The following is a 26,326-nucleotide window of genomic DNA, read 5'->3' as shown; positions in this document are numbered from 1 at the left end:
GCATTTCTGGGGTGGTACCCGGGGCAAAGAACCGAACACCGACAGCCTCTACAACGAACACTCTCCATCGGTTATTCCATTGTCGGACCTACCAACGCTACTGCTTTCAAATCGAACTGACGTTCGACTATGCTGGTGGAGGTGAACGGGAGGAGGGTGGAAAATGAAACCCTCTGACCAGGCTGTATCCGCTACAGCGGTGCTCACCAAGGCCGAGAAGCTCGAACAGTTACGCCGGAAGATGGCGTCGATACCCGCCCGCTCGGACGGAACCGAACCCGCTACGCCTTCGGTGATGCTCCGCAGCGTCGACGACCGCGAACCAACGCCGATCGTTGCCACCGCACAGTCAACGCTGCGAACGCTTCCGGTACCCCCGCCGATCGGCGATCTACTTCCTCACCGTGGGCTCGCAAGAGGCACCGTCGTCGGCGTCTCCGGAGCGAACTCCGTCCTGATCGGGCTACTCGCGTCCATCACTGCCAGCGGCGGGCACGCAGCCGTGATCGGAATGCCCACCCTGGGTCTCCTCGCAGCGTCCGAGCAGGGTGCGGATTTATCGAAGATTGCGCTGATTGCTGATCCAAAGGGCTCCGATGTTGAAGTTGCAGCGATAGTCCTGGAGGCGATGGATTTGGTGATACTCGGGCTTTCCGGTGCCGCTGTCACGCCCTCGCGAGCAAGAGCCGTCGTGGCACGAGCAAGGTCGAAGGGCAGCGTTCTCGTTGTCACGCAAGGTCAGTGGGACGGCCCGGATCTGCGGATTGAGTCGAGGGTGGCCGGATATACAGGGCTGGGGGAAGGGCGCGGGCGCGTGACTTCTGTCCAGCTCGACGTCGCGGCTACCGGCAAAGGATTCCAACGGCGCACAGGACGCATGGAGATCCGGGAAGAGGCCGGCATCTCGGTTTGGCGATCCGTCGCACCGGTAGTCACCGCCGCCCCCGGAGATACACCCCTGCGGAAGGCGCTGTGATCAACGCAGACGGCTGGATTGACCAATGGCCGAACCACCCCACCATTCGCAGATTCGACCCGCCCAGAAACGTGCTCGTGGACATGTTGTAGACCGGGTTTGAACGTGTCCAGTGTCCAGTGCTGAAGGACTAGCGCGTCTTGGTTGAGAAATCCCATCGATACCGGAGGCTGCAGTTTTGCCTGTGGATCAGAAAACGAGTGCAGTGTCATTACCTTTTGAAGATGGGGGCATCAGTCCTGAATCTGAACGCTTGTGCGCGCACGTACAAGTGGGTGATCGGTGCTGGGATTCCGCCGAAACATGCTGTCCGACAAACTGTGCCACGGCGCAGTTCACGCCGCCGACTGTTGATAGTTCAGGGCCTATTTCGCCGTCTTAATTGCCAGCGGTATGCCGTCGATGCGCACATCCCATTCCCTTGCCTGGAAAGCGATGGCACCGATCGCGACGGGTCCCTGATGCAGGTGATTGCAATCAAGAGGCAGACGAGTTGCGCCGGGCGGCGCCGGGCGATGTCAGTACTAGATCCAGGTCTCGCCGCCTTTTCGTGTTACATCCCACCCACGGAAACGGAAGCACAATGCACGAGATATATATAGATGCAACAAGATTCGCCGCCGTGATCGTTTGTACGTGTGGCTGGCGCGACATCGCTCGGACCCGCGCTACTGCCTGGGGCATGGCAGCAATGCATCTTAAGATCTGCCACGGAGACTTACGTGGCGCTCGCCGCGCATTTCAAGCTGCCCGTGATGCTGCGTATCGCAATAAACTGCGGTATAGGGGAAAAACGAGACGAGTGCCCGAATCAGGACCGCCACGTCGAGGTGATCGTACAACCCGTCCGTCGAATCCCTAGCTAGGTATGACGGCACGGGTGAGACATGAATTAGTGGCTCTGCACCGATGCCGCCTTCGCTGCGCGGTACCGACATTCCGGCCGGAAACTGCCGCGGATGATCCGCTGCATGGTTCATCCGAGGGGATTCGTGGAATACGTTCGGCAACGACCGCAATCGGCGAGTCGACCTACGTAGCTTTTGGTTCCGATAAGCGGACGTAATGCCACGAAGCGAGGGAGCGATGAAACGTCTAGAGGCCACGATGGGAAGCTCTCGGTCGCTTGATCGGTTCCGAGGGGGCGTCAGAGCTGGCTACTGCTGTGTTGCCGAACTCCGGACAGGAGGTGACCCTGATGCTCAGCTGGTTCATGTACGTTCCGATTCCAGGCTTTCGTGAGTTCTATGCTGCGGTGATTGCACCGCTCATCGGGTAAAGCTCGTTGAAATTCTTCACGGGAACAGCACACATTTGATAACCCGGAGACCGCCGGCACCTATGGGTGTCGGCGGTCTCGGCTCTCGTTGGGTTTAGTTGTTGGTGACGACGAATCCGTCACCAGCGGGGTTTGGATTCGTGGCGATGTCGGCAAGCACTGCGGAGAATCTGATGTACTCGAAGCCTGATCCCTGAATACCCCGAGTCAGACCGACGATCTTGGTGTTGGATCCGAAGATGCTGTTCGATTGGAAGGCGGGTCCGCCTGAATCGCCGGGGCCAGCGGTGGCGTACGAGAAGAACCTCGTGGGCGTGGTGCTTGCAGTGATGATCTGACCGCAAGTCACTCCGGTGCTCTGCCCATCTTTGCAATGGATACCCACTGGGTTCGACGGGCCGATTCCGTCGATACGCGCGCCAGGCCCGTTGGAGCTGAGAACGGCATCATTGTTGAACTTGATCACCGAGTAGTCGACGCCACTCGTTGCCCCACCGCTGTGATACGCGAGCGTTCCGATCTGCTCACGCGGACCGTTGTTGGGCGTCCAACGATAGATCGGTGCGCCATCTGCAACAGACTCGACGCAGTGCCCAGCCGAGATCCCGATCTTATTTCCTGACTGGTCGGTACCCACCACTCCCATGGTGCAGTAGTCAGAAAGCGGTTTGTCGGGTTGACCACCCGGAGGCAACGATGAATTCGGCGTCCACGCGATGCCGTTGGAGACAGCAACACCCGTTTGTGCACTCGCTGTGGCAGCGAACGCCCACATGGGGAGAACGATGGCAATCGTGGATAAGAAGAGAAGAAGCATTTTCTTCATCTCAGACTTTCCTTTCGTTTAGACAGGCCAATCCGGATCGGCAATAGACCGTCGACCTGAAGGCAGACCACATCAAGGCGGATGGAAAATTCCGCGGCGGGCACGGCGTTTGAGCAGTCGTCACTGCTCAAGGCGTGGTGAGACCCGGATGATGTGTCCAAGGGGTAAAGGAGGTTCGAAACACGAGATGGCAGTGAGAATTGCAACCATCTCTGGTGCAAGCTGATTCGCTCGACGAGCGCCGAGCGTGGCATCTATCTCGTGTAATCCTTTCTGTTGTAGAGCCTTTCGTTCTGCACAGATCAAACCTATTCGGAGTGCACTCGTTTCAAGAATTCGCGCGCTGAATTCTTTTTGCAGTCGTCGATCCGAGCCCCGGATAGGCCAGCGTGATCGGCTTCCACCTCGCCGTCGGGCCCCGGCCGGAACTGGTCACTGTCCGGTAGTGCACAAGACATGGACGTTGCGCTCGGACTTGCCCGCATCAGCAGACGAGCCGATCACGTAACTCTGCGTGTGAAAGCCTGCGCTGTGAATCTCCAAGGCATCATGCCGGCGCGGCAATACGCCTGGTTTCAGACCAGCTCAGGGAGCTGGGTGGCCGTGATTCAGGTGGACGCTACCAGCGGAAACGGACAGAACCGCATCACCCTTGACCTGTGCGTGAGCGAGGACGCAGTCAGCATCGCCGAGCTGCGCCGCGATCGGTAGCTGTTTCCGATCCGCCTGCCCGGCGGCCCGGCCACCTTCGGTGCCCCCAAGAGGATGCTCCGCTGCGCTCCGCTCTGTAAAAGCGAAAAGATCCTTTTCCTTTCTGTCCTTCCGATCCTGATCGACGGCGGTCCCGGCGCAACCCCTGGCGGCTTCGCCGGCCTACGGCTCCGAAAACTTTTTCAAAGACGCTTCGCTGAAAAACTTTGCGGCCCAAGCATTGCGCCGAGCCCTTATACCGCCGATCCGGAGCTCCATGTCAGAACGGAAAAAATATTGTCAGGGGCCACCGAGAGGGTCCGGACACGAGCGAAAGGTCACGACCGTGAACGGATACGACTTCAAACAGGGCAACGACTACACCGCAGCGACCAACCACTACGCCGATCTGACCTGCGGCTGCGGCGACTACTCCTGCCCTCGAATGCACGACAGTGACGCAAGGTGCGTCAACTGGGAGTACTGAGCCTTACCCAATCCCGCAACCTTGCACACACTGAGAAAGAGGAAAACATGCACAGCACAGCAGATTTCGTCGTCAACGGAGTCATCACCAACAACCCCGACGATGCCCGTGCCGAACTGGAACACGAAACCACCATCGAGCGAAAGGCTCTCAGAGTGCACGATCTTCAAACCGTCCTGTACAAGGCTGACAAGTGGGCAGAGTCGTTCGACTCCACACTTTCCCGCTACCACCTCGGTGGAGTGCTGAATTGCGACGAGATCGACGCCACCGCCGAATTGCTTGACGCGCTGGGTAAATCGGAAGAAGCCGAAGGACTGCGCGACCAACACCATGACTGGAGTGGGTGGCTCGGAGACGATCGGTCCGAGCTGGAGAAGGTTCGACACGCTCTCCACGCCCTTCACGGCGACCAGATCGCCTAGATCGCCCGACACCCCCGGAATCACATGGCACCGGGCAGCGACTATCTGCCCGGTGCTGTGAATCCGAACCTGATACGAAAGAGGAACCGCATGAGGCACCAACCCGGCATCGCACTCCCGGACCGCACCCTGGAAATCACGATGAACGCACCCAGCTGGCGCAAAGCCGAACTCGACCCGTTCACCGAGGTCGACCTGCCCCGCATCGCGCAGCAATACGCCGACCACGAGACCATCCTGTGTGACATGGACCCCGACGAGGCCCGCTCCTACTGGGACCTCGAGGACGGCTACCTCCGGTATACCCCGGAGGGGAACAACATCCGGATCGGGCGCGGCCTGATCAACGGGCAAACCTCCTGGTGGGTGGATGTGCAGACGCAGCTGGCGCCGACCACCGGTGACCCGCCCTACGGCTGGGAGTACTACGCCCACTTCCCTGGCACGTTCACCGCCGACTGGGTGAACTGGCTGTACTGGCATTGGCTCTCGTAGCCACTCACGTTCTCACCCAGTCCCCGCATAGCCCACGAACAGACAGGAACGATCATGACCGATTTGCCCAGCGACACCGATATCGCCTGGGCGAAGGCTTCCCGGTCCGTACCCGTGGACGACCGACTCTGACCACCGACGTACCCCGGAACAGCAAGACACCGGGCAGCGACTATCTGCCCGGTGTCTTGAAACCGAATCTTAGGAGAGAGACACTCATGACCGCAATTCTCAACGGCCCCCGAGCAATAGAGTTCGACGGCGAAATCTTCGTCCGACTCGATCCGAGTGACCTCGACATCGGTGACAACGTCCGAGACCAGGTCGACCTGACGGCCACACCGGAATTCGTAGAGTCGATCCGTGAGCACGGAGTGCTCGAAGCAATCAGCGCAGTCCAGTACGCAGACGGTCGGATCGTCGTCCGTGACGGTCAGCGCCGCACCCTCGCAGCCCGAGAAGCCGGCGTGGACTCGATCCCGGTCATCGTGCGACTCGATACCGCCGCAGACGAGCGGCAGCGCAACGTCACCCGCGTTATCGCGCAGATGGAAGCCAACGACAACAGGCTTGCGCTCACACCCGGTCAGCGGGCCGCAGGCGTGACGGAACTTCTGGACCTGGGAGTTCCGGTTTCCAAAGTCGTCAAGGCGATCCACGTGGACAAGGAGTGGGTGGAGAACGCCGCGAAGGTGGGGCGGTCGGCGGTTGCCCGTCAGTCGGTGGACGAAGGACAGCTCGACTTCGAGAAGGCCGCGATCATCGCCGAGTTCGAGGACGACGAGGACGCTGTCCGGGTGCTGCTCGACAGGAGTTGGGGGTACGGGTTCTTCGCGTACGCGGAGCAGTTGCGGGCGCAGCGGATCGAGCAGGAAGAGTTCGAGGAGGCAGCGAAGCCGTACCAGGACAAGGGATACACCGTCCTCGATCAGCATCCCGGCTACGGCAGCAAGGTCTTGGCAGTCGGCGACCTCCAGACCGCAGCCGGTGGAGCAGTCACGCTCGAGCACATCGAGGCCCACGCTGCAGCCTGGACCGTGGTGTTGTCGAAAGAGCAGCTCATCACCGACAACACGACCGGATTGCCGATCGACGAGGACACGGTCGATTGGAACACCGAAGACGAAAGCATCGAACCCGAAGACGGTTGCGTGCACGTCAACACCGTCACCATCGAGGACATCTGGAAGGCCGAGTACGTGTGTGCGGACCCCGACGCCGCAGGGTTGCATCTTTCTCCGATCATGGCGGCAGTACGAGCAGGGGAGGCAAGTGCCGGCGACTTTGCCGTCGAGGAGAGCGCCGAGGCCGAAGCCAAGCGACGTCAGCTCGAAATGCAGGAGCAGCAGCGTATCGAGCGCCGCAAGGTGCGAATTCTCAACCTCAAGGCAGAGGCCGCGACCGCCGTGCGCCGCAAGTTCCTGACGGAGCTGGTGGCGGGCAAAACCCCGCCGAAAGCAGCCGCTGTCTACGTCGCCACGATCCTTGCTGGTCATCCGGGCATTCTGGGTGAATACAAGGTCCACGGTGTTCTGAAGGAGATCCTTCCGCTCAACTCGAAGAGTTCGTACGTCACCGTCGCAGTGACCGACATGATCGCCAAAGCCAGCCCTGCGCGCGCCCAGGTCATCACTTTGGCGATGGTGCTCGCAGCGCAGGAATCGCGCATCGAGAAAGACGGGTGGCGGTCCGTGCCCGCTGGGTGCGTGGAGTACCTGACCTTTCTGGCCGAGCAGGGGCACGAGCTGACACCTGTCGAGGAAGTTATGGCCGGGCAACGTACCGATAAGCAGGTTGACCTGGACTGACAAAGATGTCTAGACCCCTTTACTTTATAAGTAGAGGGGTCTAGACTTATAGTATGGACGGGATAGGGAAGTGAAAATCACCGCGAAAGCCCGACGATCCGAAGGGTGGTGGGCCGTCGAGATTCCCGAGGTAGAGGGCGCATTCACGCAGGCCAAGCGTCTGGATCAGGTATCCGCCCGCGCGGCCGACGCAGTTGCCGTGCTCGAAGGAATTTCCCCGGATCGTGTCGAGGTCGAAGCCGTGGACTACGACCTCGACGACCACGCAATGACGAGGGACATCGGCGAGGCGAAGAAGCTCAGCCGCGACGCACAGCGAGCAGCGGAAAACGCATCGACCGCAATGAGAGTGGTGGTGCGCAAGCTTCGAGAACGCGGACTGTCGGTACGCGACGTGGGCACCATTTTGCAGATCAGTCCGCAGCGGGTCTCACAGCTCGAAAACCGCGCCACCACAGACAATCAGGGGAGAAGATCATGAGCGTGACCGTCTACACCAAGCCTGCCTGCGTTCAATGCAATGCCACCTACCGCGCCCTCGACCGAGCCGGGATCGACTACAACATCATCGACATCACCGAGGACGCACAGGCCAGGGACTACGTCATGAGTCTGGGGTATCTGCAAGCGCCGGTTGTCGTTGCAGGCGAAGCGCATTGGAGTGGATTCCGCCCCGATCGCATCAAGGAGCTGGGTGCAGCCTGATGAACGAGACCGACAACGGCCACAGACAAGAGGATTCCCCGATGACTGCCCTCGCACTTGATCCGCATGACGCTATCTCGGCCGACGACATGGACGACGATCCGCGTCTGGACGTGGAAGCGCAACTGCTGTGCGCTCTGCTGTGGGCGCAGCCCAACGAAGCGCGCCGAGTGGTCGAGACGATCACCGCCGAGGACTTCGAACGCCCCGTCTACGCGGCCCTGTACGAACAGATCACCACCCTCGTCGCGGCCGGCAAGCCCCACGATTCCGCCTACGTCGCTATGACGTTGAGCCGGGAAGGGCTGACCGCAGGACACCACGGAAAACAGTTGACCACCGCATTGGCCGACGTGACCACGCTCGGAGCAGCAGGAGAGGTCGAGCACTACATCGACGCAGTGCTCACCCAGGCGTACCGCCGAGGGTTCCACGCCGCAGCGCAGTCGCTGATGGAGGCAGCCGAGCGCTTACCGGAGCGAGACCTCTACGAGCACATGTGCACTCACGGACGCCAGCTACGAGAGGCAACCGAACGGCTCACCAAAATTCGAGGAGGACAACTGTGAACACCGACGACGAACGCGAAGCCTGGGACCGCCAACAGGATGGCGCGAGCTGGGACCAGATCGGGATTGAAATGGGCTGCACCCCGGCGACCGCCCGATCTTTCGCAGCCGAGTACGAGCGACGTACGGACGCGCAGGCCGCAGCTCAGCAAACCGAATTGTTCTGAATGTGACTGTGAACCAACGCGTTGAGGGGCGGAATCCACATGGATTCCGCCCCTCAATGCATGTTGTCAGTCCTTGATCTGGAGCCGAGACCCGTAGGCCAGTGCCTGGTCGAAGAACTCCTCGGACGCGGTGAACGAACCTTTGAGGTTCGCCAAGGCTCGCAGAAGTGCTTCGGTCGCATCCGGCCCGGTGGTCGGTTCACCGAGGGTGTCTACGCCGAGAGTGCGGGGATCGTACGACTGATATTCGTGGGTCAGTTGCTGGACCGTTCGCTGTACGTCGCGAAGATCGTCGAGCGCGGATTGCAGCTTCAGATAGAGGTCGCTGGGTGCGATCATCTCGGTCATTTTTCGATCCGTTCCGTGGGGATGGGCTTCGGAGTAGTGGGGTGACGCTCACTCTAGGCAGCGCCGCCGACATTCGTGGCCTCACGCACACGAGGGTGTAGCGAGAAGCGGTAACGACTATATGCTATACATAGAGACGTCTTTAGTTATAGTATTGGTTGAGTTGCCAAGCACAAGGCGAGACAACAATCCATCACGGTGGAAGGGGACCTCGATGACGGTTCAGGAGCAGGTTCGTAGCGCGGCAGTCTTGCCGCTGCACTACCGAATGAGCGAGAACCACCGAGACGCACTGATCGAGTCCGCACGCGAGTTCTACGAACGCACCGACCCGCACGCGGAGACGGATTCCCTTGCCTCCAACGTCGCGTTCGACGACGGTGACCTCATCTGGCATATCGGTGGTGGACGCGACATCTTGTTCACCATCGTCGAGGTTTACGGTGCGCACGTTGTCCGCGCTATGGAACAACGGTCGGTGGGCTGGGCTACCGTCACAGACCATCTGGTCGATCCGCGTGATGCCATCGGCACCGCACAGGTGATTTGGCAGCTCATCATGCTGCTCACGGCCTGATCGCAGCGACTCTGAGGGAGAAGATAAGCATGGCAAGTGAGATCCACTTTGTGGACGAGAACCCGATCCCGTCCTTGCGGTACGCAAGCAAGGACCAGCTCAAATCGCTCGAGGACGCCCATATGGGGGTGAGGCTCGACGCGGACAATGCCAATGCGTTGCGGAGACTCGAGACGGAGCTTGAGGAGACCCAGGATTTTCGCAGTGTGGTTGTCGACTGGTACGTCGAGAACTCCTACGGCATCAGCTTCGACATCGAGAACCCTGTCGTCGCACTGGTGGAGGAATGGAGCGACACCGAGATGTCCAGTAAACAGGTGGACGCTGCTCTGGAGCTGCCACGCTTTCTGAGTGTGACAGTGCCGTGGAATCAGATCAAGGCGATCACCACCGTCGTCAGTAGCAAAAGGGCCGTCCCGCCCGGACCCCCTGCCGCGACGGTCGGAGCGACAGGTGAGCAGCCCGCCTGAATACCTAACACCCGTTAGAGAGGTAGGCCCCGTGATGGATGGCAATAGTTTTGCGTTCGGAGTGATTATCGCGTTCAATGCGCTGTCCATTGCGGGCGTGGTGATCTGCGCCCGCCGTTCGTACCGGCGTCATCGTCGGGTCTTACGGGCATTCGGGGCAGCGATCGCAGGCGCGTTCATCGTGCCGCTACTGCTGGTTTTCTGCGTGGCTCTGGCGCAACCTCGGAGCGCAATCAGGACGCACTGAAATGTCGCGATTTTTCGCCATTTGCGCAGGTCAAAGCGAATTTTTCGCTCTGTCTTGTAGTAAAATTGACCTCATAAACTCCGCGCTTTCGTGCGGAGTTCGCCCTGGATTGGGGGCGAAGTCGAGGAGGTCGAGTGGCACGCGAAGACGCCAACCAGGGCACGTTCGAGTACGAGAATGAAGGGGCAGGAAATGGCACCGATGGACGAGGAAATGATCGAAGCGGTCGAGGGGATCGACGTGACGATCGCGGGCGAGACACGTCGGATTCTGGCGGAGTGGATCGGCGTGAGTCTGACCACGGCCGAGGGACTGGCACAGATCGACCGGGAAGCTCTCCGACTCCAGGGGCTGACGGAAGCGGCCAGCGTCCCGTTGGAGCAGCAGGCAACCGAGGAGTGGGCGCAGGCGAATCCGGGCAAGACCCCGACGTACTGGGACGTGGTGCGGGGCAAGGAAACAGCGTGGCGGGCAGCGCGGGAGATGGTGCTGACGCAGGAGCTGTACTCGCAGGTGACACCGGAATTGATCGCCCAGATCAGGGAGTCCGAGAACTGGCTGGACAACGCGGTGCGGGAGTCGGAGGACCAGGCGCGCCGGGCGCACGATCCGGATCGGTGGAAGACCCTGAACGTACGCGAACGGCCCGTGGCAACCCGGATCGTGGAACGGGTGTGGCTGGAGAAGCCGGCCTGGTTTCGTCAACTCGCAACAGCACTGGTCACGCAGCGGATCGAGGACGATCAACCCGTCCCGATGACGGCGTTCGATCCGGCCGCACCCGAGCTGGAGGACATGATCGAGGAGGAAATGCGGCGCAACCCGCCCGCGGACCCGAACATGCCGTTCTAAACGCACAGGCGCAGTGGGCGGCAATTCGCGGGCAGCTCAACGAGACTGAGGCGCAAGCACGCAAGTTCGCCAAGCAGCTGGAATCGGCGCAGAGTGCGCTCTCGACAGCGCAAGATCGCGGACTCCAATCCGGGATCGACGCACTCGGCGACCGGATCGACCGCATCCATGCACGACTGGACCGGCTTCGCACCGACTGGCGTGTGCAGTCGGCCAGCGAACGCGAGTTGCGCACGCAGATGCAAGGACTGGGCATCGACCCGCATTCGGTGCCCCGAGCACTGGTGCAGGAAGTAGCGAAGGCCGACCGCACTCCGATTGCGAGTTGGCGCGCCGACGCGATCACCAAGAAGCAGATCGCCAAGCTCGAAGAGCTGTCCAAGCAGGTTGAAAAGCCGTTTACCGTCGATGAGACGATCACCAAAGGTGAAGCGCACGACCTGATTTCGAGTATCCTCAGCGGCAATTTCAAAGAGGTGCAATTCCGGGGACGGCCACAGGGGCCTCTGCTTACACCTGCTGCCGAGTCGGTTCTGCCCACACCTGACACCGAGGTGGTGCAGGAACCGGAACCATCCCAAGCCGTCACGGAATCAGTGCCGGCGCCCTACGTTGAAGATCCGCAAGCCGAGGTCCGGGCACGCATTCTCGCGTTGCTCGCGGAGCCGGACCCCGAAGCCGACCTTCGGGCAAATCCCGACGTCAACACTCCCGATCAGTTCCTGGGGTGGGCCGAAGGCCACTTCACCAACAAGGCGCAGGTCGCGCTGGCCGACTTGATGGCCGACCGCCAATCCTTGTCCGACGAGATGTTTCTCGCGTGCCGTGCTGTGCTGCTCGACCGAAGCCGATGGCACGAGCTGGGCCGCACGGCAGCCGAGGCGTACTGGCAAACCCGCACTGGCACCCCCGTTCAGAATCCGGCAATCACGGCCGTGGTCGAAGCGATCGTCGTCGCCCGCGAGAGCGACGAACGCGAGGTGGGCGAGGAATACCTCGAGACCGCGCACTATGCCGCTGCGAGCGTTCTCGACATCGAGGCCGGCGAGGACGTCGATCTTGAAGACGAGGGACCGGAACCCACCCTCGAAGAAATCAATGCGGACGAACTCGCGGAACGTGAAGCGGAACGTGAAGAAGCCGCGACAGCCGACCGCGAGCATCATTACGAGGCGTTGCAGGAAGCCTTCGATCTGGGCATCACCCCGGAGATCGACGACTGGGAAACACGCGCCTACACACTGTTCAACCCCGATACACCGCTTGACCTTCCGTCTCCCGACGCCGATCGAGGATTCGGCATTGCCCGCCGCAAACTCAAAGGCGAGAGCGCCCGCGGTGCCCTCGATGCGCAGTGGTGGCGAGGAGCTCACCGAGCGCAGGACGAGGCCGTTGCCGCCGACATGGCGCAACTGTTCGCGGAAGCAGCCGTCTCACCCGAGCTGATCGCGTCCACCGGTGGCCGTGACGCCGCCGCAGCGACCTACTCGGATCAGTACCGCACAGCGTTCTCTGAAGTCATCGCAGCTTTGGCCGAGGATGGTTCACCGCAGCGCCAAGCCGCAGCACAGCTGATCAACAGGTTTCCCGAGTCCCGAACTCCCGAATGGTTCACCGAAGCCCTGGTCACGGCCTGGGAGCAGGCACACGCCGAGGCAATGACCTGGACCCCGCAGGTCGAGACCGAGTGGAAGAGCTGGATGCGAGAGCATCTGCTTGATGAGCCGCTGATCGCGACATGGGCGGGATTGCCTGCGACCGCGCGGGACTACATGCTCGAAGACGGCATCAGCACCGCGTTCACCGTGTTGGAAGAGGAACGTCCGGACCTCGCCGCAGCGACCGGGAACATTCCCCGAGTCGACCGCGCCGCTGAACTGCGCCGCGACCTCGTCCCGACTCTGTATCCGGCCGACATCGAACCCGACGGCCGGCACCCGGTGTTCGAGGAGGGCGGTGGGTTCGGAAGCAAGAACGTCCGCCTGCGCTCGAAGAAGAGCCACGCGGTCAACTTCATGCCCTCCCGACATTTCTGGGAGTACACCCTCGACGGTGGCCGCACGCACGACCATCCCGGTGGACGTGACCACCGTTTCGCGCTGGGCCGCGTACTCGAAGCCGCTAACCTGCCGATCCCCGAGTGGATCGAACGCGCCTACCGGCCCGTCGATGCGGCGCACCGGACGGTTCTCGCGACCGCGGTACTTCTCGCTCGTGGCCACGAGCTGTACCACGTCAGCGCCCACAGCGACCCGATGTGGATCAACGGTGAGAGCAGCTTCAACGCGACCGGATCGTCGTTGCAGCGTTTCGCACGCAGTCAGGTCCTCGAAGATCTTCGACGGATGCACCCGACCGAAATGTCGTTGCTCGAAGCCGAAGGCTTCGACATGGACTGGGTCCTGTTGATCGAGGTCGACAAACCGCTGTTGGAAGCGATGCACGCCGAAGGCGTACCCGCACAACCGATGTTCGGCAACGACGTGACCGCGTACGTAGCAGGCAAGGTCATCGTCGGTGAACCTGACGGCACCCACATCGTGCTCCGACATTCCGGATTCGGCAGGGATACGCCGGTCACCCTTGACGGGCAGCACTACGGAGGAGTCAACACCTGGCGCGAGGCCATCGACGAAGCACGCCAACAGCTACCCCGCAAACACGCAGCCGAGGCCAACGCCGGGAGCGAGGTGCAACGCAGCACCGAGGCCAGGACAGAAAAGAGCGTGGAGGAGACCGTCGAGGTCGACTCCGAACCTGAACGAGAACTTGCCCCTGAAGTCGAGGTCACGCAGGAGCCGGCGACCGTTCAACCCGCCGACGAGAGCGTGCCGCTGGTTCCGGAGGAGCTGCACGGCGAACCGATCACCAGCCCCCTGTGGCGCAATGGTGGCCTGGTCAAGGCCCGCAAGCCCAGCGGCGCGAACATTTGGATCTCACCGGAAACGGCAGTCGAACACGGCTATCAGATCCCCGAAGCCGAAGCCGAAGCCGAAGCCGAAGCAGAGGCCGCACCGGCACTGAAACTGGGTGAAGAAGTCCAGGCAGAGGCCGACGTCGAGGAAGACATCGCCGTTGAGTTAGCCGAACCCGCAGCCGCTCCCATCGTCGTCGCACCACCTGTACCGGCCCCGGACTTCGCACTCGGCACCGAGGTCCTGGTCCCCAGCGGATCGAAGGCCCGCGTGCACGCGAACATCGCGGCCGCGCAGCTCGTAACCGAGCTGGCGCGTGAGAGGCGCGGAGCAACCGCCGAGGAGCAGGCTGTTCTTGCTCAGTGGTCCGGGTGGGGCGCAGTTCCCGAGGTCTTCGACAACCGTCCACGCTTTCGGGAACGCTGGTCGAGCGAACGCGCCGACCTTCTCGAGGTGCTCGGCGAACGCGGTTTCGCGCAGGCCCGCGAGACGACCCTCAACGCGCACTACACCGACCCCTCGATCGTCGCCGAACTCTGGCGAGCAGTGCAACGCGCCGGACTGCCCCAGAACGCACTGATCCTCGAACCCGGCTGCGGCGCGGGGCACTTCGTCGGAACCGCGCCCGCCGGGGTGAACATGGTCGGCGTCGAAATCGAACCGATCAGCGCCCAGATCGCGCACCACCTGTATCCGTCACAACAGATCCGCAATCACGGATTCGAGCGAGCCTTCGCTGCCGACGAGACGTTCTCCGGAGCGATCGGCAACGTGCCCTTCGGCAAGTACGGCGTCCCGGACCCGATCCACAATGCCGACGGTCACTCACTGCACAACCAATTCATCCTCAAATCCCTCGCCTTGACCGCCCCCGGCGGCTACGTCGCGGTCGTGACCTCCGCATACACTTCCGATGCCCGCCGACCGGACGTGCGCAAGAAGATCACCGCCGACGCCGACCTGGTCGGCGCGGTGCGACTACCCACCGGTGCGTTCGACCGACAGGCCAAGACCGCAGTCGTCACCGATGTCTTGATCTTTCGGCGCCGCGAAGAAGGCCAAGCGCCGACGCAGGAAACGGCGCAGTGGGCGAGCGAGGCGAAAACCATCGCCCTCGATGTCCGCAGCAAGGAAGGCGAGGAGAAGAAACGGGCCGAGGAATACGGCCTCAACGGCTATTTCGTCGAGCGACCCGAGCGGGTCCTGGGCACACTGGCGCTCGGTCACGGTGCCAACGGCAACCGCAATCTGATCGTCGAACCGAACGCGCGTGCGCCGCTGGCGCAGCAGTTACGCCGCCAGCTCGACCCGATCGTCGACCACGCCGTCGAACACGGTCTCGGATTCACCGCCCCCGCACCGGCCGTGAAGGTCGCCGAAGCCTTCACCACCGCGGGCTTGCTGACGGACGCAGGTCTGGATTCGGCCACCATCGAACCGGGAACCACCCGATTCGACGAGGTCAAGGGCCAGTTCGAGCAGTTCAAGATCGGGCAGGGCTGGACGCAGGTCAATTGCACCGGCAAGGACAAAGCTGAGCAGTGGAAGGTGCTCATCGCGCTCGGTGAGACCGTCATGAACGTCACCGAGGCGAGCCGCTCGACCGAATCGACGCTGGCCGAACGTAATGCGCTGCGCGTTCAGCTGAACAGTCTCTACGACGGTTATGTCGACAGGTGGGGGCCGATCAACCGGTTTACTCTCACCGAACCGACTCCGCTGACCGAGAAGAAGATCGCCGAACGACTCGACAAGGCCGTCGAGCGGTGGCGCATCAAGATCGGCAAGGCAGAAGCCCGCGAGGAAGGACTGCCCCCGGAGCAGGCCCGCCCGTACACCGGGCAGGTTCCCGAGGACATCCTCGAGGAAATGCAGGAAAAGGCCGCGACCGAGCCAGTTCCGCAGAAGAACCAGAGCCACCTCAAAGGCGCGATCGCCCGCGACCCACGAGTGGGCATGGTCCTGGCGATCGAGACGTTCACTTCCCGTTTCGACGGCACCGACGCCGAGGCCGGCAAGTCCACCATCTTCACCGAGGACACCACCCCGTTCAAGGAAAAGGCGGAATCGGCCGAGCACGTCGACGAGGCGATGGCCATCAGCTTCGACGAGCTGGGATACATCTCCCCGGAGCGGATGGGGGAGTTGCTCGACTGCGAGGTCGGCGACGTCATCGAACAGGCCCGCGGGCACATGTTCCCGTCCCTCGATCAGCCCGGGGAATGGGAACTTGCCGAGACATTCCTCTCCGGACACGTCCGCGACAAGCTCGCCACCGCCCGGATGCTCGCCGCGGAAGATCCCGAGTTGTACGGAAGTGCCGGCGAAGAGCTCGAACGAGTTCTGCCGGCCGACGTCGATCCGGCGACCATCGGTGTCCGGCCAGGAGCGACGTGGGTACCGATGGAGTACTACCGCGAGTTCCTCATCAAGGAATTCGGTCTCGATCCCGGCCACCTCAAAACCGAGTTCGACAAGGTCTCGGGCAACTGGAGCTTCAAGACCGAGCAGGACAACCGGCATATCGACGCCGCACGCGGCTACACCGACAAGTACGGCAGCGCCCGTCTCGCCGGCGTCGACATGTTCAACCTGATCGCCAACAACCGCGCGATCCAGGTCCTCAAGACACCGGAAGAAGAACTACGGGCACCGAAGCCGCGGTTCCATCCGGAACTGACCGCAGCGGCCCGCTCGAACGCGAACGCACTGCAGGACCGGTTCGCGGAATGGCTCTGGTCCGACGGTGACCGCTACGTCAAACTTGCCGCCACCTACAACGAGCTGTGCAACTCGTTCGTCAAACCGAAGTACAGCACCGAATTCAAGGCGTTCCCCGGACTGAACCCGAAGTTCACGCCGTACAAGTACCAAACTGCTGCTGTGCAGCGGTTCCTGCATGACGAGACGATCCTTCTCGATCATGTCGTCGGCGCCGGCAAGACCTTGACGATGACTATTTCCTGCATGGAAGCCAAGCGGCTTGGTCAGGTGCGTCAGCCGTGGGTGGTGGTCCCGAACCATTTGCTCTCGCAGTGGGGCAAGGAGGCCCGCGAGGCGTATCCGAACGCGAAGATTCTCGTTGCGTCCGAGTTGGACGGCGTCGACGACAGGCAACGGTTCATCGGGCAGACCGCAGTCGGAGACTGGGACATGGTCATCGTCCCGCAGTCGGTGTTCGGTCTGATCGCGATGAAACGTGAAGCTCAGCTCGAATACCTCGACAACGAAATCGTGGAGATGCGGGTCGCTCTGGACGCCGCGAACGAGAACGGATCGGAGTTTTCGGTCAAGCAGATCGAGAACGCGATCAAGGCGACGAACAAACGCATCGACGCCATCATGAGCCAGAAATCCTCCGACGACGGACTCAGTTTCGAGCAGTCCGGGTGCGATTTCATGTTCATCGACGAGGCCCACGACTACAAGAACCTTTCCCGGCCGTCGAACTCGGCTGACCTGTCGGTTCCGGACGGGGCGCAACGAGCGACCGACCTGGAGATGAAAGCGCAGTTCCTGCGCAAAGCGGCCCGAGAACGCAACGCTCGCGCCGGTAAGCCGAACGCACCCGCCAAAGCGGTGGGCTTCGCCACCGGCACCCCGATCACCAACGCGATGTCCGAAATCTGGGTGATGACGAAGTTCCTGCGCCCGGATCTTTTGACCCGCACCGGGATGGGCCGGATCGACAACTGGGCCGGCACCTTCGCCAAACCGATCACAGCCGTGGAAATGAACATCACCGGAACCAAACTGCGGATGGTCACCCGCATGGCCGAGTACGCGAATGTGCCACAGCTTGTGGCCATGCTCGATCAGTTCCGCGACGTCGTCACCTCCGACCAGATCGAGGTACCGCTTCCGGAGCTCGAAGGGGGAGTGCCGACGATCCTCGAATTCGATCAGGGCCAAGACGTCATCGACTTCGTCGCCGACCTGGACGAGCGCCTGGGCAACGTGAAGGGCGACGAGATGCACATCGACAACTCCCTCAAAATTTCTACCGACGGCCGCAACGTCGCCATGCACCCGCGCCTGGCGAACCTGCCCTCACCGCCGCCGGAGAACTCACGCGTCGAGGTCGCAGCCGACGCCATCTGGGACGTGCACGCCGAGAACGTCGACGTGTTCATTCCCGCCGACAAGCACGGCCCCGACATGACCGGTGCATTCCAGCTCGTCTTCTGCGACCGAGGAACACCGAAAGTCGGCGACACCAGCAAAGCCCGCAACGTCTACACCGAAATGCGGGACGCGCTGATCCAGCGCGGCATGAAGGCCGAAGAAATCGCGTTCATGCACAACCACAACTCACCCAAAGCCAAGGCCAAGCTGATGGAAGCGTGCCGCGACGGCCGGATTCGGGTGCTACTGACATCGACGAAGAAGGGCGGAACCGGACTCAACGTCCAACGCGCTCTCAAGCAGCTCGTGAACCTCGACCCGGCGTGGACTGCCGCGGATATGGAACAGCGCATCGGGCGCATCATCCGTCAGGGAAACACTTTCGAGAAGGTCAGCGTCGTCAACGTCGTCGCTCGCCGTTCCTACGACGCGATGATGTACCAGTACGTAGCCCGCAAATCGGCGTTCGTCGCTCAGCTGCGCCGCGAAGACCTGCCCCCGACCATGGAAGACGTGGGCGGTGACCTCTCACTGTCTTGGGCGCAGACGAAGGCAGCTGCCACCGGTGACCCGGTGTTCGTCCAGCAGGTCGAAGCCGAGCAGAAAGTCACCACGCTCGAAGCGCAACGTGGCGCCATCATCAACAACAACGCCGCCCGCCTTGCGACGATCCGGTCCCTGCAGCGCCGGATCGAGGACGCGACCGAACGATTGCCAGGCTTGCAGGAACAGAGCGCCAAGCTTCAGGAGTGGCTGAACATCGAAGACCGGGAACAACGAATCTGGGACTTCCCCAATGGCCCGGTCCCCGACAGTGAAGTGCCCGATCTCCGAGATGCGCTGAAAGAAGCATTGGCCGACGCACGGGAGCAGGTCACCAAGGATCGGAAGTTCCTCCCGATCGCGTCCGTCAACGGTGTGCCGGTGATGCTCGGGTACTCGCACACCCTCTCCAACTACATCGTCGACATCGCGGGGGAGGAGCGTTATCTCGCCCGCGAGAAGATGATCGACGTCTTCGCGATCGACAGCGCCACCAACGGAGTCATCCAGACCATCCGCAACCAACTCGTCTCCGTCAGCAACCGTGGTGACTCCCTCGAACACCAACTCGACCGGGACAAGGAAAAACTCGAAGTGGCGATCGGTGAACCGGAGATGGTGTTCACTCACGACGCCGAACTCGAAGCCGTCAAGCTCGAAGCCCACGAATTGGGTCTCGAGGTGAACTCCCGCGAAAACTCACCCGACGCTCTCCGTCAGGTTCGCCTCGACACCGAACGCCGCCGCGCCGACGGCCAGTACCCCGGATGGTCACTGGACCTCAACCCCACCGAAGGATGGGCAACCGAACAGGGAATGCGCCGCGAATCGGTCATCGCGACGGTGCCCGCGAAGATGGCCGAAGCGCGCAAAGAGTGGGAACAGAACGCCGAAGCCCGCGAAAACAACGAGCAGAAGCGGCCGTGGCAGAGCATCGATGCCAGCGAAGTCGAATGGCGCTACGGCTTCGATCCGAACTCAGGGATGCCCGGCGCCCGCACCCACTGGCACGGCCGGCAATGGAACTGGGAAAGTTGGGACGGCACCGGCCAACACGATCGGGGCACCGCCAACAAACGCGGCGATGCGTTCGCCAGAGCATCACAAAGCGTCGACGAGATGTCCAAGGAACGCGGTGTTCCGCGGGAAAAGGTCTACGAGGCAAGCGTCGAACGTGGAGCGAAACTGCGAGCTGCGACCGAACTCGAGCAAGAGCCAACGCCGGAGCAGCGGCCGAATGTCATCATCGAGCCCACTCAACTAATTCAACCGGCGGTCGCCGATCAGCCTGGATTGCATGTCGCTGATTCAGTGGATGAGAAATTTGATCAGACGATCGTCGACTCACTCAAGGCTGTGGGTGGCGGTCACGTTCGACCGCTGCGAGAGGGCATCAGAAATGCCGCCGAGAACGCCTCAAGCGCCGAAGGCCCCGCACCGGAGTCCGACCTCGACTACGGATTGGGTGAAGACGGAGAGCGCGTCGTCTAACGCGAAAACTGGGTAGATCCCACAATCAGAAACACAGCAGAGGTGGGGTGAGACGGTGAGTCTCGCCCCACCTCTCGCCTACGACCACCTCAAGCCAGGAGAGCCACACGATGTTGTACGACCGGCAGCCGACGCGGCTGCAACGTGTCTTACCAAAGATTGGGATCGGTGCAGCATCGGGAGCGGTGGGATTGCTTCTCGGCAGGGCGTTCTCCGTTCCTGGCAACACGGAATTCTGGAAGGTTGCTGGGCAGCCATCTGCCACTGTTCTAGCGAGTGCGGGCGTGATTGCCGCCGGATATCTCGCCTTCCACATGGGGAGGACCGGTTCGGCGGCTGACGAGACCGCCTGCGACGAGGTGGACGGTGACATATCAGGGGACCGTTAAGATGCCATCACACGGCAATCCGCCAAACTCGATAAATTCAATCTTTCCACATGTTTGTATCCTTAGAGAATGCGCATGCAAGAATCGTGCCGAAAATAGATCCGAAAATATAGATTATGAACGGCCATGGAAAAATAAAATAAGTTGGGAGACTTAATACTTCATTCAGAATGGATTGCAAATAAATCGAACCGGAAATCAGCGCAAATAATGAAATTGCCAAAATTATTATAGTTAGGCTTTCATCACCCCTCCCTGAGGTGCCACTTTCCTTTCGCCTCTTTGCGGAATACATAAATGACATAATTAGATACGCCCAAATTATCCAAAAAACCAGAACTAAAATCAAAAATACATAATTCCAAGGAAATTGCGAGTCGTGATATACCACATCATGAGGCGGCAATTTCTCCGTCAACATAGTATAAAATAAAACCACATTCACCTCACTTGTTCAACAAAATCGGAGAATGAATGAATCTAGTCTCTGAAGAAGAATTATGAATGGCGAGTTTTCGTTTGTTGATTGTTTGATCCCGGATACCCCGCTTTAATTGGCGGATGTGCGATGTACAGTAACGGAGTACTGCGATTATTCGGTGTAGCAACACAATTCGTCGGGCGGTACATAGACGAGTACGTTCATCGTTTTTGCATTTTAGGGCCAGGCAATTAGATGCAGCTCAGCCAGGGATACGTACGTCCGTTACATCCACGAAACCTTATCAATTCGGAATTATCTCAATCAGACGTTCGGCACTACTTATCTCTGGCAGATCCGAAATGGCACCGTATACCTGGGTTCTGGAAATTCCGCATTTGTCTTGGGGAATCGAGGGTCTTATGGCCGCGCCCTGGTCGCTCAGTAGCCAAATCACAGGTCGTGGCACCGTCCCTGCTTGGCAGTTCAAATCGCGCGCTTCGGACGGTTTGCCGAGCTCACTTAACACCTCGCTTAGGTCACCCCCATATCTCGCCTCTTGCACCTTTGCAGTTCGGTAATCAGCCTGGACGACGGCCTTGCATTCGACCAGTTCAACAGGCGTGAAAGATTCTGGGATTCTCCCTGGCTTTGGTGATCGCGGCTGCGTTTCGGTGGACGCCGCCGTAATCCCCAGACTCGTGAGCACTTCCGTTGAGAAGCAACTGTGTTGATCTGAAACCTCCGCTATCGGTGGAGCAACCGAATGAGGCGAACCATTCGGTTGCTCCACAACTGAGCACGCCGTCCCCACATAAACTGTCGCAAACATAATTCCTAGTTTGACGCTCCATACAAGGCGACGTGGCACGGTAGATACTCTTTCCCTGATATCAAGTGTTACCTGGTAGGTGTAGGACTTACCGTAACGGATGGTCCAGCTGACGGAGCTGGAATCTCCGGAGCAGGCGGAGCTGGGGGTAGAGGTTCGTTACCTACGACCGGCTCCGGGTCACTTTCGGCACCCACCTCGAACGGGATTTCTTCCCGGATTGAATTCTTCATATCGGTTACATCGGAGGGCTCTGGCGAGCGGGCTGATGGATTCTTCATCGTACTAGCATCGGAATCGCTCAGTTCAACATGGCCGGTCATGGGCGTTGCGGTATACCACCCTCGCGATGAATCGAATCCGGTTGAAAATATATAAGACTTTCCAACTAAAACGATCGGATCACCTTCCAGTAGGACAGTCTTTCCTGTTTCTCTATCCAAACCGCCTTGCTGGGATACGGTCACTTCACCGGGAACTTCCCCCTTCAGTGTTTGGATAACTTGCACGCGGAACCGTGTTTCTGACGTCTCGTACCTAAGCGTCTACACCTCGACGTTCACATGCAGTGGCCCTGACCCGACGTTGCATGACCTCGCTGAGCATGCGGGGACGTGAAGTGGTGGTTCAAGATTCCGGAAGTAGTCGATGACCCCGGCGGTTTGGGGGAATGGATCAGTGACAACATCGCCGCCCGGCGATGACTGTCGACTTACGGAAAACTGCCTTTGAACTGCATTTATAGGTGTTTTACTGTAAGATAATGGAAGCGATCGAACGTATCGCATGGGGAGGGCCGCATGAGCACTGCACACAAGGTCACCACACGCACTGCATCACGCAGCGTCGAAGAGTCGGTGCAGTTCGCTGCCGCAGCAATCCGTCTCGCGGGCGGTGCCTTCACCGAAGGTGATGAAGCCGCAGCACGACGTGTAGCGAGCGGAGTGAGCACCTCGGAAGAGGAAATAGCTGCGTTCCGCCGGGAACTGGGTTACTGACCGAGTTGCCACCAAAATCTTCACAGTTTCGTTCCTGGGATGACTACTTCATCCCGGGAACGACTGTTTTACGGAACAAACTGGTCAGCGCGGCTGAGCCGTACGGGACCACCGACTCCGACAAGCTCCGCCAGTTCGAAGAACGTGTCGTGTCCGTCCGACTGGTCGACGCAAGTCTCCATCCGATCCCCGGCAAGTTCGATTACGACCACCTCAAAGCCATCCACAAGGCACTGTTCGCCGATGTGTACGAGTGGGCTGGCCAGGAACGTACAGGACCGTTGAGCCAGATGAGTAAAAGTGGTCCTGACGTGGTGAACTTCGTGCCGGGTGACCCGAATGCTCCGATGGTCAACTACGGCTACTACCCCGCGCCAGCGATCGCTGATGCCGCGAACCTACAATTTCGGCGGCTCACCAAACAAGATTTACTGCGCGGCCGTGAACGCGGTGAGTTCGTCGCGGGTCTTGCCGAGCACTGGGGTGAAATCAACACGATCCACAGTTTCCGTGAAGGGAACACCAGAACTCAGTTCGTGTTCTTCTCCGAACTGTCCCGTCAGGCCGGATACGAACTCGACATTTCGCAGTTCGCGGAGAACGCACCGTTGCGAACAGAGTTCGTCCAGGCCAGATTCTTCAACCAGTCCACTACGAGAACCGACCGTCTTGAGAAGGTGCTCGGCAAGGCACTCAACGAAATCGACCCACCTTCGAAATCCCTTGTGAACCCGCCCATCACAGCGATGGGTAGTCTCGCACGGAAGCTCGCGAGACAGCGCGAACCGAATCAGCGCGGCCGAGGCCTCGAACACGGCGAATGATGCCGGGCTACAACTAAGACATAACGAGGTCGGGAGCCGCCAGAGTGGGAAATGACGAGTTTGATCCGTTTGGGCTTACAGTGCCGCCTAACGAAGTGACATTTGCGCAAGGTCGGCAGCCTGACCGGACATACATCAGCCGGAGTTTTCCTCTCGATTTGCGTGCGTCTCAGGATGTGGGGCATCCAGCTCGCTTCATCACCAAAGTCTTCGATGAGTTGGAAACTAGCCGGCGAGGCTCTGACCCTGAGTCCGGGTTCGACCGTGAGGAGTTTGTTGTGTACACGACCCCTGCTGGTCGAAAGCAAGTGAAGCTGCAAGTGGCACGAGAAGCCGGCAGTGTTCGTGAGCTTGTGATCCAGAAAGTTCCAACCAACGCGGATGCAACGAAGGTAGAAACCATCCTCACCCTCGATCGGATTGGTGCGCAACGACTCATCGACCTGGTGAAAATACTGGATCACATTCCCATAGAGGGCGGAACGTCCGTGCGGGTGGACGAGCAAGCACTTCGGGAGTTCTTTGCTGATCCTGAAGCCATGAACACTCTGTACGACAGCGATCCGACACGGTTCCGTCAGCTCATAGAGAGCGACACCGAGGCCGAAGACGTCGTTGCAATCGCCCGTCGACGTGCTGTCGTGCGACATTTCCGGAGGCTATTGGAAGACCCAGCCGTCTTCGCAGCCGCGGTCGACGAAGCCGATGGCCCCGAGTCGGTGTGGCAGCAGCTGCTCGAGGAAAACCCCTGGATCCTTGGAGCGACCCTCGTCGGTCAGCTCTTGACCAGTTGGGATGACGACAAGTTAGAACAGGTCGTTGCAGGTTTCTCTGTCGCCGGCGGGGGTAAACGAGTCGATGCTCTCCTACGCACGAACGGACGAATTCGGTCCATGGTTTTTGTTGAGATCAAACATCATGAGACCCCTCTGCTCGGTCGTGAATACCGGAGTGAGTGTTGGTCCCCGTCTCCTGAGCTATGCGGTGGTGTGACTCAGGTACAACAGACCGTTCATCGAGCGACGCGGGAAATCCACGGTCGCCTTGCAGAACGTGATGAGACCGGAGCCGATACAGGCGAGCACACGTATCTCGTGCGACCCCGCGCCTATTTGATCGTCGGCAGTTTGGAGCAGTTGCGAGGACAAGGCGGTGTGCATCACTCGAAGTTTGAATCCTTCGAACTGTACCGTCGCAACCTCTACGAACCGGAGATCATCACGTTCGACGAACTCCTCGCTCGCGCCGAATGGAATTGCACACTTATCGACGGAGAGATGTAGGCCGTTTTGTGCAACCGGCAACATCTTTAGATGTTGTTACGGACAGGTCCCCTACGCACTCTCGTCCGTTAACCGACGTGACGCTCCAAGTCGGGTGTCCACTTCATGTCAACGAACTGCTTGAAACTCGCGAGCAGATCATCGTTCTTCGTATGAGCCCGATGAGTAGCAGTCAGGTTGGTGCCGCGACCACGCCCGAGGCCGGGAACTCGTGAGATTCAGTGCAGCGTTCCTTGTAGAAGCGGATTTCAGCGACTGCCGGATTGATGGGGAGACTTTCGACAATCAGACTACCTACTCCGCAAAAACGAAATGGCCCGATGGCTTCGCGCCGCAGCATGGAGAACTCATCGGTCCAAAGGGAAATACGGCCGAGCCACAAGAACCCTCAATCGCATGACGACGCCAGCTCCAAGTTCACAGGAGGACCTTTGACAACGAACCGACTCACCGAAGCCGAAGCCCGATCGGAGTACGAAAAGCTGGCTCCCATCATGGCGATGGAAGGTCGCACGATGGACGCTCACAGTCAGGAAGTGTTCGTCGAATACCTTCAGGACAAGCTGACGATCGACGACCTTGTTGCCATTGCGAAACGCCGCAATGGGGTAGCTGAGTAGTGGAGGAAACTCCGAAATTCTCTCAGGAGTGGGTCAACTATTTCATCCCGTCGACCGTTCGGTGGGACCACACGGGGTTCCTGATGTGACCGATGCGGTGATGAAAAACCGGATCGATGTCTCGCTCGAGCAGCCGTTCGGCATCACCGATGCGGGCACCTTGGATGATGTGGAGGGGTGGGTGACGTACAAGAATTTCTCGGAGATCATGGCGAACCCGGTCCCCGGAAACTACGACCTGCCGCACCTGCAAAAGTTTCACCATCTTCTTTTCAGGCAAATTTACCCGTGGGCCGGCAAGCTCAGGAACGCTCCACGCGACTGGCCGATGGGCAAGATGGGGCCGGATATTCGGGCCTACCATCGGGGAAATCCGAACCCGCCGGAGATCCAGCACCGCTATCTTCCGGCCAACGAAATAGCCCACTACGGCAAAGTGGTTCTCGATAGACTGGCCGCAAAGAACTTTCTTCGCGGACTTGACCGAGACACATTTGTCGATGAACTGACGAAGTGTTGGGCACGGACAAACATGGTCCATGTGTTTCGTGAAGGAAACACACGGGCGCAAACTGCCTTCTTTCGACAGCTCAGCGCAGATGCCGGCTACACGCTCGACACCGAGCGGTTCCGGCCCGTCGAAACGGAAGTCACCCGTGAGAATCCGGGGATCGGGGACCTCCGCGACAAGTTCGTGTGGGGTCGATTCGAGTACATGCAAACCGGCGAATTGACCTTGCTGCGCGAAGCACTCGATGCTGCCGTGATCGCGACACCGACCACCGATCCAACGCCGATAGGTATGGATCACGCATATGACTTGAGCGCGTTGCGCGCGGTTTCGTCGGGGCATCCGCGACCGGTGGGCCGTTTGCTCACGGGTGAATCGGAGTTCGACAATGCGGCTAGCCTTCCGGCACGACCCGAAAATTCTCGGTCTCTCGACTCGGGCTACGAACGCTAG

22 protein-coding genes are annotated in these 26,326 nt (G+C 60.1%); 20 read left to right on the top strand and 2 right to left on the bottom strand.

All coding sequences use genetic code 11. The annotated features are described in order from the left end of the window. The first annotated feature begins 163 nt into the window (after positions 1–163). Complete coding sequence (locus V2B23_RS27680; protein WP_092808802.1) at positions 164–976, top strand: hypothetical protein; 813 nt, start codon at positions 164–166, stop codon at positions 974–976. Positions 977–2,349: 1,373 nt separating this feature from the next. On the opposite strand, the gene V2B23_RS27675 is transcribed toward V2B23_RS27680, so the two are convergent. After that, the gene (locus tag V2B23_RS27675) at positions 2,350–3,081 is read right to left on the bottom strand and encodes a S1 family peptidase (protein WP_258957235.1); all 732 of its coding nucleotides are present in this window, start codon (positions 3,079–3,081) and stop codon (positions 2,350–2,352) included. A 456-nt stretch (positions 3,082–3,537) separates the two neighbouring features. Between V2B23_RS27675 and V2B23_RS27670 the strand changes: the two genes are divergently transcribed. From V2B23_RS27670 to V2B23_RS27630, 9 genes are all read left to right on the top strand, one after another. Then, positions 3,538–3,792 carry a hypothetical protein gene (locus V2B23_RS27670; protein ID WP_092808803.1) on the top strand — a complete coding sequence of 85 codons (255 nt, stop codon included), beginning with the start codon at positions 3,538–3,540 and terminating at the stop codon, positions 3,790–3,792. A gap of 325 nt (positions 3,793–4,117) precedes the next feature. Further along, the gene (locus tag V2B23_RS27665) at positions 4,118–4,258 is read left to right on the top strand and encodes a hypothetical protein (RefSeq protein ID WP_175393711.1); all 141 of its coding nucleotides are present in this window, start codon (positions 4,118–4,120) and stop codon (positions 4,256–4,258) included. Positions 4,259–4,305: 47 nt separating this feature from the next. Continuing rightward, complete coding sequence (locus V2B23_RS27660) at positions 4,306–4,683, top strand: hypothetical protein (protein ID WP_092808804.1); 378 nt, start codon at positions 4,306–4,308, stop codon at positions 4,681–4,683. A gap of 90 nt (positions 4,684–4,773) precedes the next feature. Further along, positions 4,774–5,178 carry a hypothetical protein gene (locus V2B23_RS27655; protein WP_258957236.1) on the top strand — a complete coding sequence of 135 codons (405 nt, stop codon included), beginning with the start codon at positions 4,774–4,776 and terminating at the stop codon, positions 5,176–5,178. Between the two features lie 218 nt (positions 5,179–5,396). Beyond that, the gene (locus tag V2B23_RS27650; RefSeq protein WP_092808805.1) at positions 5,397–6,986 is read left to right on the top strand and encodes a ParB/RepB/Spo0J family partition protein; all 1,590 of its coding nucleotides are present in this window, start codon (positions 5,397–5,399) and stop codon (positions 6,984–6,986) included. A 70-nt stretch (positions 6,987–7,056) separates the two neighbouring features. Beyond that, complete coding sequence (locus V2B23_RS27645) at positions 7,057–7,467, top strand: type II toxin-antitoxin system HicB family antitoxin (RefSeq protein ID WP_092808806.1); 411 nt, start codon at positions 7,057–7,059, stop codon at positions 7,465–7,467. Further along, a complete protein-coding gene (locus V2B23_RS27640) occupies positions 7,464–7,691 on the top strand; it encodes a redoxin NrdH (protein WP_092808807.1) in 228 nt (75 codons plus the stop codon). The genes V2B23_RS27645 and V2B23_RS27640 overlap by 4 nt, the downstream gene beginning before the upstream one ends. Before the next feature lie 41 nt (positions 7,692–7,732). After that, positions 7,733–8,260 carry a DnaB-like helicase N-terminal domain-containing protein gene (locus V2B23_RS27635; protein WP_175393712.1) on the top strand — a complete coding sequence of 176 codons (528 nt, stop codon included), beginning with the start codon at positions 7,733–7,735 and terminating at the stop codon, positions 8,258–8,260. Then, the gene (locus tag V2B23_RS27630) at positions 8,257–8,427 is read left to right on the top strand and encodes a hypothetical protein (RefSeq protein ID WP_175393713.1); all 171 of its coding nucleotides are present in this window, start codon (positions 8,257–8,259) and stop codon (positions 8,425–8,427) included. The genes V2B23_RS27635 and V2B23_RS27630 overlap by 4 nt, the downstream gene beginning before the upstream one ends. A gap of 66 nt (positions 8,428–8,493) precedes the next feature. Here V2B23_RS27630 and V2B23_RS27625 read toward each other — a convergent pair whose 3' ends face one another. Then, positions 8,494–8,775 carry a hypothetical protein gene (locus V2B23_RS27625; protein ID WP_092808809.1) on the bottom strand — a complete coding sequence of 94 codons (282 nt, stop codon included), beginning with the start codon at positions 8,773–8,775 and terminating at the stop codon, positions 8,494–8,496. A gap of 214 nt (positions 8,776–8,989) precedes the next feature. On the opposite strand from V2B23_RS27625, the gene V2B23_RS27620 reads away from it, so the two are divergent. From V2B23_RS27620 to V2B23_RS27575, 10 genes are all read left to right on the top strand, one after another. Further along, entirely contained in the window at positions 8,990–9,352 is a 363-nt protein-coding gene (locus V2B23_RS27620; protein WP_092808810.1) for a hypothetical protein, read from the top strand. A gap of 29 nt (positions 9,353–9,381) precedes the next feature. Continuing rightward, positions 9,382–9,822 (top strand): hypothetical protein, encoded by a 441-nt coding sequence (locus V2B23_RS27615; protein ID WP_430953187.1) that lies wholly within the window; start codon positions 9,382–9,384, stop codon positions 9,820–9,822. Between the two features lie 34 nt (positions 9,823–9,856). Continuing rightward, entirely contained in the window at positions 9,857–10,069 is a 213-nt protein-coding gene (locus tag V2B23_RS27610; protein ID WP_092808812.1) for a hypothetical protein, read from the top strand. A gap of 177 nt (positions 10,070–10,246) precedes the next feature. Beyond that, positions 10,247–10,921 (top strand): hypothetical protein, encoded by a 675-nt coding sequence (locus V2B23_RS27605; RefSeq protein WP_092808813.1) that lies wholly within the window; start codon positions 10,247–10,249, stop codon positions 10,919–10,921. 239 nt (positions 10,922–11,160) lie between these two features. After that, entirely contained in the window at positions 11,161–19,995 is an 8,835-nt protein-coding gene (locus V2B23_RS27600) for a helicase-related protein (protein ID WP_258957241.1), read from the top strand. 2,442 nt (positions 19,996–22,437) lie between these two features. Beyond that, positions 22,438–22,635: a hypothetical protein gene (locus tag V2B23_RS27595; RefSeq protein WP_139053248.1), complete on the top strand. Its 198-nt coding sequence runs from the start codon at positions 22,438–22,440 to the stop codon at positions 22,633–22,635. 149 nt (positions 22,636–22,784) lie between these two features. Beyond that, positions 22,785–23,459, top strand: a complete 675-nt coding sequence (locus V2B23_RS27590) for a Fic/DOC family protein (protein WP_430953186.1) — start codon at positions 22,785–22,787, stop codon at positions 23,457–23,459. A gap of 44 nt (positions 23,460–23,503) precedes the next feature. Continuing rightward, positions 23,504–24,742, top strand: a complete 1,239-nt coding sequence (locus tag V2B23_RS27585; RefSeq protein ID WP_258957238.1) for a Shedu immune nuclease family protein — start codon at positions 23,504–23,506, stop codon at positions 24,740–24,742. A 431-nt stretch (positions 24,743–25,173) separates the two neighbouring features. After that, positions 25,174–25,362 carry a hypothetical protein gene (locus tag V2B23_RS27580; RefSeq protein WP_092808830.1) on the top strand — a complete coding sequence of 63 codons (189 nt, stop codon included), beginning with the start codon at positions 25,174–25,176 and terminating at the stop codon, positions 25,360–25,362. Positions 25,363–25,390: 28 nt separating this feature from the next. Next, positions 25,391–26,326 carry a Fic/DOC family protein gene (locus tag V2B23_RS27575; protein WP_430953185.1) on the top strand — a complete coding sequence of 312 codons (936 nt, stop codon included), beginning with the start codon at positions 25,391–25,393 and terminating at the stop codon, positions 26,324–26,326.

This window comes from Rhodococcus sp. 24CO, from assembly GCF_050586165.1.
In the GTDB taxonomy this organism is placed as follows: domain Bacteria; phylum Actinomycetota; class Actinomycetes; order Mycobacteriales; family Mycobacteriaceae; genus Rhodococcus_F.
The sequence above is the reverse complement of the archived record's forward strand: the minus strand, read 5'-3'. Positions and strand labels throughout refer to the sequence as shown.

What these genes read in the sequence shown, in the direction of transcription:
- V2B23_RS27635 (WP_175393712.1), top strand. Translation starts at nt 7,733, where the DNA reads ATGACTGCCCTCGCACTTGATCCGCATGACGCTATCTCGGCCGACGAC.
- V2B23_RS27595 (WP_139053248.1), top strand. Translation starts at nt 22,438, where the DNA reads ATGAGCACTGCACACAAGGTCACCACACGCACTGCATCACGCAGCGTC.
- V2B23_RS27655 (WP_258957236.1), top strand. Translation starts at nt 4,774, where the DNA reads ATGAGGCACCAACCCGGCATCGCACTCCCGGACCGCACCCTGGAAATC.
- V2B23_RS27600 (WP_258957241.1), top strand. Translation starts at nt 11,161, where the DNA reads ATGCAAGGACTGGGCATCGACCCGCATTCGGTGCCCCGAGCACTGGTG.
- V2B23_RS27675 (WP_258957235.1), bottom strand. Translation starts at nt 3,081, where the DNA reads ATGAAGAAAATGCTTCTTCTCTTCTTATCCACGATTGCCATCGTTCTC.
- V2B23_RS27650 (WP_092808805.1), top strand. Translation starts at nt 5,397, where the DNA reads ATGACCGCAATTCTCAACGGCCCCCGAGCAATAGAGTTCGACGGCGAA.
- V2B23_RS27640 (WP_092808807.1), top strand. Translation starts at nt 7,464, where the DNA reads ATGAGCGTGACCGTCTACACCAAGCCTGCCTGCGTTCAATGCAATGCC.
- V2B23_RS27625 (WP_092808809.1), bottom strand. Translation starts at nt 8,775, where the DNA reads ATGACCGAGATGATCGCACCCAGCGACCTCTATCTGAAGCTGCAATCC.
- V2B23_RS27680 (WP_092808802.1), top strand. Translation starts at nt 164, where the DNA reads ATGAAACCCTCTGACCAGGCTGTATCCGCTACAGCGGTGCTCACCAAG.
- V2B23_RS27670 (WP_092808803.1), top strand. Translation starts at nt 3,538, where the DNA reads ATGGACGTTGCGCTCGGACTTGCCCGCATCAGCAGACGAGCCGATCAC.
- V2B23_RS27660 (WP_092808804.1), top strand. Translation starts at nt 4,306, where the DNA reads ATGCACAGCACAGCAGATTTCGTCGTCAACGGAGTCATCACCAACAAC.
- V2B23_RS27615 (WP_430953187.1), top strand. Translation starts at nt 9,382, where the DNA reads ATGGCAAGTGAGATCCACTTTGTGGACGAGAACCCGATCCCGTCCTTG.
- V2B23_RS27605 (WP_092808813.1), top strand. Translation starts at nt 10,247, where the DNA reads ATGAAGGGGCAGGAAATGGCACCGATGGACGAGGAAATGATCGAAGCG.
- V2B23_RS27620 (WP_092808810.1), top strand. Translation starts at nt 8,990, where the DNA reads ATGACGGTTCAGGAGCAGGTTCGTAGCGCGGCAGTCTTGCCGCTGCAC.
- V2B23_RS27610 (WP_092808812.1), top strand. Translation starts at nt 9,857, where the DNA reads ATGGATGGCAATAGTTTTGCGTTCGGAGTGATTATCGCGTTCAATGCG.